The organism is Frankia sp. CgJB1 (assembly GCF_977947065.1).
The window spans coordinates 1-11,576 of sequence record NZ_CDWTNB010000129.1 but is presented as its reverse complement, the minus strand read 5'-3'; the positions used below and the strand labels follow the sequence as shown (position 1 = coordinate 11,576).

The 11,576-nt window shown below is 72.1% G+C and carries 7 protein-coding genes; 6 read left to right on the top strand and 1 reads right to left on the bottom strand.

Annotated features, from left to right (window positions below; genetic code table 11):
* Positions 1 to 726, bottom strand: a 726-nt coding sequence (locus AC08OT_RS14595; protein WP_476595597.1) for a helix-turn-helix domain-containing protein, incomplete at its 3' end; no start/stop codon positions are given.
* A 506-nt stretch (positions 727 to 1,232) separates the two neighbouring features.
* Between AC08OT_RS14595 and AC08OT_RS14590 the strand changes: the two genes are divergently transcribed.
* From AC08OT_RS14590 to AC08OT_RS14565, 6 genes are all read left to right on the top strand, one after another.
* Positions 1,233 to 2,096 (top strand): hypothetical protein, encoded by an 864-nt coding sequence (locus AC08OT_RS14590; RefSeq protein ID WP_476592568.1) that lies wholly within the window; start codon positions 1,233 to 1,235, stop codon positions 2,094 to 2,096.
* Positions 2,093 to 3,655: a 4-hydroxyphenylacetate 3-hydroxylase family protein gene (locus tag AC08OT_RS14585; RefSeq protein WP_476592567.1), complete on the top strand. Its 1,563-nt coding sequence runs from the start codon at positions 2,093 to 2,095 to the stop codon at positions 3,653 to 3,655. Before AC08OT_RS14590 ends, AC08OT_RS14585 begins: the two co-directional genes overlap by 4 nt.
* Before the next feature lie 181 nt (positions 3,656 to 3,836).
* Positions 3,837 to 4,751, top strand: a complete 915-nt coding sequence (locus AC08OT_RS14580) for a response regulator transcription factor (protein WP_476592566.1) — start codon at positions 3,837 to 3,839, stop codon at positions 4,749 to 4,751.
* Positions 4,752 to 5,238: 487 nt separating this feature from the next.
* The gene (locus AC08OT_RS14575) at positions 5,239 to 6,075 is read left to right on the top strand and encodes an MmyB family transcriptional regulator (protein WP_476596915.1); all 837 of its coding nucleotides are present in this window, start codon (positions 5,239 to 5,241) and stop codon (positions 6,073 to 6,075) included.
* Positions 6,076 to 7,051: 976 nt separating this feature from the next.
* Positions 7,052 to 9,580 (top strand): radical SAM protein, encoded by a 2,529-nt coding sequence (locus AC08OT_RS14570; RefSeq protein WP_476602917.1) that lies wholly within the window; start codon positions 7,052 to 7,054, stop codon positions 9,578 to 9,580.
* A gap of 92 nt (positions 9,581 to 9,672) precedes the next feature.
* A partial coding sequence (locus tag AC08OT_RS14565) for a ferritin-like domain-containing protein (protein ID WP_476602916.1) occupies positions 9,673 to 11,576 on the top strand: 1,904 nt, incomplete at its 3' end.

Below are 11,576 nucleotides of genomic sequence, written 5' to 3'. Positions count from 1 at the left end.
ACGCAGCGCCTGACCGGGCGCGGTCCGGCGGTCGGCCGCTCCGGCCGGCTGGCCGGCCACACGTCGACTGGCCACAGGCCGACCTGTCGACGAGCGTGCCGGCGGCCGCCTTCCGGCCGAACATGCCGCGGCCGGAAGGCGGCTGCGGGCCGGGACCACCTGCCCGGCCCCCCCCGATCTCCCCGATCCCCGCGGACCGGGAGCGACGGCGGCTCGCCGCGGGCCGGGCACCACCACCCGGCCGGTAGGGACGGCGGCCCGGAAGCTCGGCGAGAGTCCCAGGTTCGGCGACACGCCGAAGGGCAATGCCGCGCCGACCGTTGCGCCGATACCGGTTGTTTCGATGCCAGCCGAGCCTGTGATGCCGACGGTGGCCGTGGTGCCGCTGGCGGCGTGCAGGTCAGCGGAGAGGACGCGGGCCGTGATCAGTGGTGTCGCCTGCCCGTGGACGGCGGACAGCGACCCGGGCGATGCCACGGGGGTGACCTCGGGTTCGAGCCGGGCGAGCTCCAGACGCACCTCGTCCAGCAGATCGGACAGCCGGATGTGCAGCGCCCGGCAGACCGCGGCGAGGATCTCCGAAGACGCCTCCTTCAGGCCGCGTTCGATCTCCGAGAGGTAGGGCATCGACACCCGCGCCGCGTCCGCCACGTCCCGCAGGGTGCGGCTCTGAGCGAGGCGACGCCGGCGCAGCAACGGCATCTCGGCATCATCCGTCATCGCCATCAGGAACCTCCGGGGGGACTGGTGCCTTGAGGGGTCAGGGGAATCGGAGGGGCGCTCGCGTCCTGATAGCTACACGCGTCCCGGATACTGATCACGTGGGTGGGAAGGCGGCCGCTGCCGCAGCCACCCCCCGGGTAAGTCGATGGAAAACTCAGGCACCGAGCGTATCCGCTGCGCCCTCGCCGGAACCGCAAGTACCGCACCCGGCATTCCGCCCGCACCTTCGCCGCGAAGTTGCCGGCGGCGGACGAACCGTGCGGCGCCGATGCATACGGCGACAACGTGTGAGGCGACGGACGCCGGAAGTGGCACGAAGATGCACCGAAGATCGGTATTTCCACATAATCCGCGCACTTAGCGTTGTTTCCGTCGTGATTCATCCTGGCCGTCCGGTCTCCGGAACGGTCGTCGCGGTGGCCCGCTTAGCCGGGGCCGCCAGGGACAGGAGATCCGTGGAGGCTCCCACACACATGCCCCGTGCCGTTGCCACTCCGATGGCCGTACCCATGTCCCTGTCCTCGGCCGCGCCGGTGCCGATGGCGGTCCTCGGCACCCGTCCCCACGCCCACCTCGAGCCGCCCGGCGCATCCCCGCGAGCGACGGCGTCCGGGTCGTTTCCCCCTGCTCCGGCCGTCGACATGACCGGAGACGACCGCGTAGCCCTGTGGCAGCAGCGCCTGCTCGAGGCGGAGTCGGGGATGACGACGTTCCTGCTGGAACACCACGCCGATCTGCGTCTACTCGACTGGCTGCATACCCAAGCCAAGATCTTCGCCGACTTCCCGACGCCTGACGATCGTGATCCGACGGCCTGGCAGCGGGTGTTCTTCCGCGCGCAGGCACTGATCGAACGGTTCATCGTGTCGCGCTGGGGCGAGGCGGAGCTCGTCGACTGGGCGAGGGCCAACGCCTCGGTCTTTGGCAAGGTGGAGCCCGAGCCGACCGGCCGGCCCGCCGACGTCGTCCACCGGCTCGCGCGCCAGGCGGATCTCTACTCCTCCCGTTACGCGGTCGACACCGACGAGCCCACGCGGGCGACCATGATCATATCGCACTGTGGCATCTGGAACTACCGGGAGCAGGCCCGCGCCCGGGGCATGCCCCTCACCCTGGCCTCCCCCTGTTCGTTCTGCACCACTGCCCTCTCGGCGAACATCCGGGCCAAGGGATACGAACCGGCCTTCCGCCTGCTGCATGACGACCCCTCGGTCCCGTCAGCCGGCGTGGCCGTGCCCGCTCCGGCCGGCCAGCCGGCCGTCGTGGCCGGGTCGGTCGCCGGACCGGGGCAGGTCGACCGTGGCTGCGTCTGGACCGCCACTGATGTCACTGATGTCACTGATATTGTCCACAGAACGGAGATCAGGCCATGACCCTCGTGACCGACAGCGGTCGTCCCGGCGCCGTCGACGATCCCGGCCGACCCGCCGGTGACCACCCCGCCGGTGCGACGGCCGAGCCCCCGGTCGACCCGCCGCTGGGAATCCCGCCGCCTGCCGCGCAGGGGCTGATGACCGGGGAGCGGTACCGGGCGAGCCTCAACGACGGCCGCGAGGTGTGGCTCGACGGGGAGAAGGTCGCGAACGTGGCGGCGCACCCGGCCTTCCGGGGCGCCGTCGACGAGCTGGCCCGGCTGTTCGACCTGCAGCACGAGCCGGATCTGCGCGACGTGCTCACCGTCCACGAACCCGAGGCGGGGACCCGCGTCGGCTGGTCCTACCAGCTGCCGCGCACGCTGGACGATCTGCGGGCCCGGCGGCGCAGCACGGCCGTGTGGATGCGCGAGTCCTGGGGTCAGCACGGCCGGTCGCCGTCGTTCATGGCGAACGTGGCGGTGGGCCTGCTCGACTTCCGGGACCATCTGGAGCGCAACCAGGCCGGCTTCGGTGCCAACGCGGTGGCCTTCTACCGGCACTGTGCGGCCAATGACCTGGTCCTCGGCCACGCTCTGGGTGACCCGCAGATCGACCGGACCACCAGCCCCGTGGACGATCCCGATCTCGCGCTGCGCATCATCGCCGAGCGGGACGACGGCGTCGTCGTCCGGGGCGCCAAGCAGCTCACGACGCTGGCCCCACTGGCCCACGAGGTGCTCGTGTACCTCTCGGCGAGCTTCGCGCAGCGCGAGGCCGAGCAGTTCGTGATCTGGTTCGGCCTGCCGCTGGCCACCCCAGGTGTGAAGATTCTCTGTCGGGAGCCGCTGGGGGCCCGGCCGTACGGGCACGCCCACACGCTCGCGTCCCGGTTCGACGAGCAGGACGCCATGCTGTTCTTCGACGACGTGCTGGTTCCGTGGGACCGGGTGTTCCTGCTGCGCGACGGCAACCTCGCCCGGGTCGGACTCGGGCGGATCAACGCCTGGAGCGCGGCCGCCGGCCACATCCGCTACCAGGAACGGCTGCGGACCCTGCTCGCCGTCGGCACGCTGCTCGCTGACGCGATCGGAGCCTCGGGGCTGCGTCACGTCCAGGAGGACCTCGGGGAGTTGGCGAGCTACGTTGACCTCGTCGGGTACTTCCTCGACGCGGGGGAGGCCCGGGTCGAGACGACGGACGGCGGCCTGCTCGCGCCGGGTAACACCGACGCGAGCCGCGTGTGGTCGGCGCAGGTCGCCGGCCGGGCAGTGGAGATCGTGCGGCGGATCGGCCCGTCGGGTGTCCTCATGCAGCCCAGCGAGCGTGACCTCGCCGCCGCTGACCTGCGGCCCTACCTCGACCGGTACATGCGGGGCGCGAACCTCCCGGTCGAGGAGAAGTCGCGGCTGTTCCGGCTGGCCTGGGAGCTCACGGCGGACAGTTTCGGGCAGCGTCAGGATCTCTACGAGTTCGTCCACCGCGGGGACATCACCCGCAACCGGATCAACCTGCTCCGCCGGGACGACCTGGGACCTGTCACCGACCAGATCCGGGAGCTGATCACCCGTCCGCTCTGAGGCCTGACGACTGGGGCTGTCGGGCCGGACGGAGGGGCCCGGGGACGGCGTGCGCGGAGGGTGTTAGCGATACCACCGCCTCTATCCGAAGGTGCCTACGGTCGGGTCAGCCCCCTGCACGCGGGACGGCGGGGTGATACCGCCGTCCCGCGTTCGCTCCTCGTGGTAAGGACCCGGAGTCATGACGATCGGAGCCGCCCCGCCCCCTCCCGTCCGCGCCGAGGTCTCCGCGTACTCCGCGTACTCCGGGGGTCCGCCGCGGGTCAGGGTTCCGGTCTGTCCCGGGGTTCCCGTTCGCGCCGAGGCGTCCGCGCAGCCCGAGTGTCCCGCGTACGCCAAGGATCTCACGCCCACAGAGATCGACGGCGGTGTGTCGGTGTTCCTGCTGCACGCCCATTCGGTGACCGGGGCTGGGCTGCACCTGCTGCTCTCGACGATCTGCCGGCTCGACGTCGTCGGCCGCAGCCACCGGCTGGATGCCGCGCTGCCGCAGATCCGCCGCTCGCGTCCCCGGGTGCTGCTGCTCGGGCTCGCGGGGGACCTCGCGACCGACCTCGCGGCGGTGCGCCGGCTGCGCGCGGAGGCCGACCGGATCCCCATCACGCGCGTTCTGCTGTTGCGGCCGCTGGCCACCTGCGCCGAACTGACCCAGATCCTCACCACCGGGGCGTCGGGGGCGGTGCTGCCGGACACTCCGCCTGCCGACCTCGCCCACGCGGTCACCATCGCCGCGCTCGGCGGCGTGGTCTTCCTGCCCGCGCCGCCGCCGACGGGGGTGCCGGGGCCGCCGGTCCAGGCCGAACTGCCACCGCAGGCCCTCGGGCTGACCTCCCGGGAACGCGCGGTGCTCGGCCAGCTCGCCCGCGGCCTGTCGAACGCGGAGATCGCTTGCGAGCTCGCCCTGGCCGAGGCAACGGTCAAGCGGTACCTCACCGGTGCGATGCGCAAGATCGGCCAGCCGGACCGGCTGCGCGCCGGCCTCTACGCCTATCGGCACGGACTGCTGGACGGTCCGCATGCGGGCTGGACGGGCCGTGGGCGCGGATCCGGCCGCGGATCGGCGCTGGACCGAGCGCCGGACCGGGTAATCGAATGATCGGGGTGGCCGCGGGCGCCATGGAGGGATGAACACGTTCCGCGAGTCGGTGTTTTCGATGATCCGGATTCCAGTCGATCATCACAGGTCTATTACTTGCGGTTATCGATAGGTTGCTTCGGGTATCGAAATTTGTGCCGACGTTGTTTGATCATGTAAATGACACGATCTCTCCGGGTAAGCGCCGGACATGGCCGCCGGGCGATGCCACCATGGGACTGTGTCTTCTTGCGTTGGACGGTCCGCTCGGCCGTTTCGGCCTGCGCTGATCCGGCGGCGGTGGCTGGATTTCAGCCATCACATGGGTGACTGCTGTTAGGCGTTGTTGGCGACTGAGGATAATAGCAGTCCTGCTGACCGCGTGTCCCTATGTCGATGCTGTCCCGCCCGCCGGATGTGCCGGATCGGCGGTGTCGACAAGGCCGCCCGATCCGACTGGAACCGATGAGCGACGACGCCCGCCAGCGTGAGCTTGGATTCTTTCTTCGTGCCCACCGTGAGCGCCTGCGACCCGAGGATGTCGGGTTGCCCGCCACACCTCGCCGCCGCACCCCGGGGCTGCGCCGGGAGGAGGTCGCCGCCCTCTCCGGCCTCGGCCTCGCCTAACACCTGGCTGGAACAAGGCCGGGTCGCCGCGTCCCGGCAGGTCCTCGAGGCCGTCGCTCGGGCCCTGCGGCTCGACGACGACGGTCGTCGCCACGCCCTGGCGCTCGCCGGCCTGCACACGCCGCCGGCGGACCGCCACCACACCCTCGTCAAGGCGCTGCGTTCGGTGCTGGACAACTGGCCGAACTGTCCGGCGTTGCTACTCGACCGGCGCTTCGACGTCACCGCCTGGAACGACGCCTACACCGTCCTGTGGGGGGATCCCGCCGACGTGCCCGAGTCCCAGCGCAACCTGCTGTGGATGCTGGTGGCGCAGCCCCGGACCCGGGACGGGATGGGCGGGTCCGAGGACGTGGCCAAGGACCTGCTCGCCCAGTTCCGCGCCCAGCTCGGTCATCATCCCGACGACCAGCGCGGCCGTGCCGTGCTGGAGCTGCTCGAACAGGCGCGCCCCGAGCTGCGTGCCTGGTGGCAATGCCGGTCCGTGCGCGTGTTCACGGGCCGCACGGTCAGCGCGGCCACGCCGCTCGGTGACATCTCGCTGATGCTGTCGGTGCTGCGACCGGGTGACGACCCGGAGTCCACCATCTGGCTCCAGACGCCCGCGACGCCCGCGGACCGGGAGCTGCTCGCCCAGCTGGCGGCCGAGACGCCGGGCGAGACGCCGGGCGAGACGCGGCGCCCGGGCCCCGCCGCGCGGCAGCGGCTCTCGGCCTGACCGCGACCGGCGGCCCGGCCTGCGGCGAGTTGCTGGGATGGGGTAGTGAGTTTGCTGGGATGGGGTAGTGAGTTTGCTGGAATGGGTAGTGAGTTTGCTGGGATGGGTGAGGTGCATCGCGCCGAGCCCGGTGTTCTATGTCGAAGTCGTCGGGATTGACGGGGCCCGGACGCGACTGTCGCTTGCGTCTCCCGGTCTGGTCGGCGGCTGGCCCAGCGGTTGATCCTCGCCCGGCGGGAAGGCCGGTGGCGGCCGGAATCCGGCGTTGTCTCGGGTCCGACAGTTCACCGCGCGGCGGCGGGTTCAGGATGGTAGATGACGGACCCGGTGTGATAGATGTAACGGCGAACGGTTTCGCCGTATCACCGTCGAGCCGTCGCCCGGATCGGTCACCCGGCTTGGCGGCGACGTTCGGGGGAGGCGACGTTTGGGACGCGATGACATTTGGGACGCGGCGACGTTTGGGACGAAACAGGCACGGCGCGCCGTCGGGTTCGACGGAAATACCGGTGAACGCCGGCGATCGACGATGGTGGATTCCCGCATGGTATGACGCGGGAATCCACGGGTGACCGGCGTTTCCTCGGGGCGTCGGCCATCCTGGCGGGTGCGGGAGAACAGGAGATCTGGATGATCGACCAATTGTGGCTGTACCCGCCGCTTACCTACGGGCGGTTGGGCCCGTCGCCTACCCCCTGTGACAACTACGTCTGGGGCCCCGACGGCCTGTCGCCGCGGGGCACCGGGCGCACGATCGTCCAGCCGGCCGAGACCCTCGATGTCGCCGAGGACGGGACGGTCACCACCCGGCTGCCGGCGACGGTGACGTTCAAGGACGCCGCGGGATTCCGCCCGGTGTGCCCGTTCTTCGAGCTGCACGGCGCGTGGACGACCGACGGGGTGACGCACGAGGGGCCGATCACCCCCGATGTCCTGGCGGCCTTCGGTCTCAAGTCTCTCCCAGGTGCGGTGGGAGGTGGAGGTCGCCAACCTCAAGCCGCATCACTACACGCAGGTCGACGACGACCGGATCGCCGCGAAGGTGAGCATCGCCGGCGACGACACCGGGCGGCGCCCGCTCGACGGGCGCTCCCCCGAGGGCGCCGCGACGCCGCTGGTGCCCGTCGGCAGCCGCGTCCCGCTGGGCAGCGTGCAGCTGACCCGGCCGAACACCGAGCTGCCGGAGCTGCGGCTGCGGTTCACCCCGGCCGTCGGCGCGGTGTACGGCCCGACGGACCTCCCGGCGCAGACGAGCGTCTACGTCCTGCCCGCGGACCGGCTCATCCTCAACCCGCAGTCGATGTGGAGCGGCTTCGCGCTGACCGGCGACGACCCGCGCACCAACCCGGGCGGCCTGTTCGCGGGCGCCGAGAACAGCGCCAGCCTCGGGCTCGTCGACGACGTCTGCGACGGCACGGTGCGGGTCGTCCTGCCGGGGGGACTCACCGCGACGGCCCGGATCGTCGTCGGGCCGCCGGACTTCGCACCCGACCGGCGGCCGTTCACCTCGGCCGCGGACGGCCTGACCGACCGGGTCCGGCGCGCCGACGTCCGCGAGCCCGCCTACGTGGCGGACGCGGCCCGCACCACGCTGGAGGTCCGCGACCTGTTCGAGCAGATCTTCGAGACGGTCGGCGCGGTCAACATCGACGCCCAGAACGACCGGGCCCGGTTCGAGAACGCCGCGATCGCGCGGAGCCGGCGGGAGCCGGTCGAGTCGGTCCGGGACCTGGCGTTCCCGGCGGCCGAGCCGGTGACCGGCCACCCGCTTCCGCTGACCGAGGCGGGGCCGGGCGCGCCACCGCCGGTTCCTGGCGCTGGAGGTGCTCGAGGACCTGTTGCGGGAGCGGCCCGAGCTGCTCCCCGCGGTCGTGCGCGAGCCGGCGACCAGGGAGCGTTACTACGACCGTCGCATGCCGGCGCTGATGCGCGGCTCCGACCGCCATCCGATGCACATCACCCGGCGGCAGTACGATCTTCTTCTCGCCTGGAGCGCCGCGCTGCGGCGGGACATCGAGTCCGGCACGTGACGGTCCTGCTGCAGATCGGTCGCCGCCCGCCGGGCTGGGAACCGCGGCCGGCGGAAGGAGAGCGGGCCGCCGTCTCGGGCGGCGTGCCGGATCCCGCCGCCGAGGTCCGCCTGTTCCGCAGCACACGGGGTGCGCACCTGTTCGTGACGGACGGCAGTCGGGTCTACGACCTGCCCGAGGACGTCGCGCGGCGAGTGGAGACCTGGCTGGGCTCGGGCGGGGCGATCGAGCTCGATCCCGGACTGCGCGCCGACCTGGGGCTGGAGCCGTCCACGCCCCGGCGTATCGACGGGCGTCCGATCGACCCGCTACCGCTGTCCGCCCTGTCGCTGAACGTCATGCAGGCGTGCAACATGTCGTGCGCCTACTGCTACGCCGACGAGGGGCGGTTCGGCGGTGCGGCCCGGGCGATGCCGCGCGGGGTCGCCTTCGCGGCGGTCGACCGCCTCCTCGCCGAGTCGCGGCCGGGCGCCGACGTCGTCGTGGGGTTCATGGGCGGCGAGCCGCTGCTCGCCGCGGACCTCGTCCATGAGGTCACCGTCTACGCGGCGCGGGCGGCCGCGGCCGCCGGGCGGCGGGTGCGGTTCTCCCTGACCACGAACCTGACCGTGCTGCGTCCCGAGGACGCCCGCCTCTTCGCCGAGTATCCCTTCGCCGTCTCGGTGAGCATCGACGGCGACCGGGACCGCAACGACGCGCTGCGGCGGCTGCCTGGCAGGGCTGGCGGGGCCGGCGGGGCCAGTGCCTACGACCGGGTGCGGGCCGGGCTCGACCTGCTGGCCCGCCACGGGCGCCCGCGCCACCTCGCCGCCCGGATCACCGTCACCCCGGCGAGCGGCCGGCTGCGCGACGTCCTCGACCATGTGATCGGCCTCGGGTTCGACGAGGTCGGGTTCGCCGCGGTCGTCGCGTCGCCGGACCCGGCGCTCGAGTTCACCCGCCCGGCCTTCGACGAGTTCCTGCGGCAGATGGTCGAGTGCGGCGAGGTGGCGCTGCGCGAGCTGGCCGCCGGTCGCCGGTACCCGTTCGGCAACTTCGAGACCGCCATGCAGCAGATTCACCGCGGCAGCCATTGCCCCTACCCGTGCGGGGCGGGCGCGGGGTACCTTAGCGCCGCCGCGAACGGCGACCTGTTCGCCTGCCACCGGCTCGTCGACGACCCCGACTTCGCCATGGGGTCGGTGGCGGCCGGCCCGGACGACGCGGCCCGGGCGGGTCACCTCGCCCGTAGCCACGTCGACCGGATGAGCCCGTGCCGCTCGTGCTGGGCCCGGTATCTGTGCGGGGGCGGCTGCTATCACGAGGTCACCCGGCGCGGGCGGCCCGGCTGCGACTACATCCGTGGCTGGCTCGCCTTCTGCCTGCGGGCGTACGTCGAGCTGTCCGCGGCGCGTCCCGATTTTTTCGACGGGCGACCGCCGGCGTCGGCGATGTACGGCGGCAGCGGCAGTGACCCGACCACCGTCGCCCGGTGATGGTGCGCCGCCCGGTGATGAGGCGTTGCTCGATGAACTCGATGAGGATGCGTCGCCCGGCGAGGTGCGTCGCTCGAGGAAGGGGCTGAAACATGGCGGATCCCGTGCCCGCGCCCGTGCCCGGGCCACCGGCCGGGAAGATCTTCCCCCGTAACCTGACAGCGCGGGCGGACCACGTTGTGCGCGGCAACCCGGCCGGCACCCGTCCCGAGAGCGGCGTCGACAACTGCTATCCGGGGCTGGAGTTCGACCAGCGTAACCTCGACAAGGCGTTCTTCCCCGGGCTGACCTTCGAGTTCCACCGTCCGGACGGCGCCGTGCTGCGCCACGTCGCCGCCACCGGTGTCGCCGCCGAGCGCGGCCTGACCGACGCGGATCTGCCCCTGCACCTGTGGGCGGTGTGCGGGCGCACGACCGTCGACCAGGCCGAATCGGAGATACCGACGTTCACCTGCACGGACCTCGGCGGCTTGGACGTCTGGCGGCTGGTGCACGACCTGATGCCGGGTCGGATCGCGATCCTGCTCGGCCCGCCGCCGGGGATCTCCTCGCCCGGCGCCGACGTCGTGAACGGCACGCTCAACGGATTCCGTCGCGGTGACCGCAGCGTCGTGCAGCGGGATCCGGACGGCACGGTGCTGGCGGTCCTGGTCGCCGACCGGGCCCGTTACCTCGACCCCGACGGTGTCATCGACCCCGACGTCTACCTGCCCGGGGAGCTGACCCGCAGCCTGTGCGCGCCGTGGCAGTATGACTTCCGGGACTGCGGCTGCTTCTACTGGGCGGCGTCCAAGCCCGACGTCGTCACCAGCGCGGACGGGCAGGTCCCCTACGTCAACTTCCAGCGGCGCGATCGCACCAGCGTTCCGCCGCCCGCCGACCTGGCGACCGAGGTCGGCCGCCGGGAGCTGGAACTGGACTACCCCGAGATGCTCCATGCCTGGAACGATCTGGCCGTCGTGCTGGACGGCCGGGAGACCGGCGGGGGCGCGCCGCCGCCCCCGGAGCCGGCTACCGACGAGCTGACCCGGGACGAGGTGCTCGCCGAGCTGAACTACCTGGCCACCGTCGAACATGCCCTGTCAGTGGAGTACCTGTTCGCCCACTACTCGCTCGACGCGCCCCGGCTACTGCCCGACGACGCCGACGAGCACACCCGCCGCGTGCATGCCGCGGCCACCGAGGTGTTCTCCATCGCGGTCGACGAGATGCGGCACCTGCGCTGGGTCAACGAGGCGCTCACCCTGCTCGGCCTGCCCCCGAACGTCGGCCGGGCTGAGCGCATCCACCGCCAGCTCGACCGGCCGTTCCAGCTCCAGCCGTTGACCCCGGCACAGCTGGACTGGTTCATCGAGGTCGAACGGCCGAGCCAGGGAACGGCGTCGGGCATCGACGGGATGTACGTGCGGCTGCTGCGCACGATCGATGGACGGCCCGACCTCTTCCCCGAGCGGGACCGGCTCGTCCACCTCGTCAAGCTCATCATCGACGAGGGGGGTGAGCACTTCCGCCGGTTCGGCACGGTCAAGAATCACCTCGCCGGGCTCGCGCCGGAGAGCTATCTGCGCACGATGCGGCCGGATCCGGTCGACGCGCTCACCGGCGGTCTGGCGGATCTCAGCGACCAGAACTACGCTCTGCTGCTCAGCGCCCTGCAGGCGGCCTTCGCCCTGGGGGACCGGGCCGGCGGGCAGCTGCTCGAGCAGGCCCGTCGGGCGATGTTCAGCCTGCACGAGACGAACCACCTGCTCGCCGCGCTTCGCCCTGCCCGGTCCGGTCACCCTGCCCATTCCGGTCGCCGACCACGCCGCCGGGCTCCGGCGGGCGCAGGAGACCGTTGCCGAGCTGGGCGGCTCGGCGGAGCGTCGACTCGTGCTCCAGCACGGGGCGGCGCACGAGGCCCTGCTCGCCGAGCTCCTAACCGCCGGCACCGCGCCGGCCTCCGCGCCGGCCTCCGCGCCGGCCTCCGCGCCGGCCTCCGCGCCGGCCTCCGCGC

Bases quoted from the DNA above. Each gene is read 5' to 3' on its own strand.
- AC08OT_RS14590 (WP_476592568.1), top strand. From the start codon at position 1,233: ATGTCCCTGTCCTCGGCCGCGCCGGTGCCGATGGCGGTCCTCGGCACC.
- AC08OT_RS14585 (WP_476592567.1), top strand. From the start codon at position 2,093: ATGACCCTCGTGACCGACAGCGGTCGTCCCGGCGCCGTCGACGATCCC.
- AC08OT_RS14580 (WP_476592566.1), top strand. From the start codon at position 3,837: ATGACGATCGGAGCCGCCCCGCCCCCTCCCGTCCGCGCCGAGGTCTCC.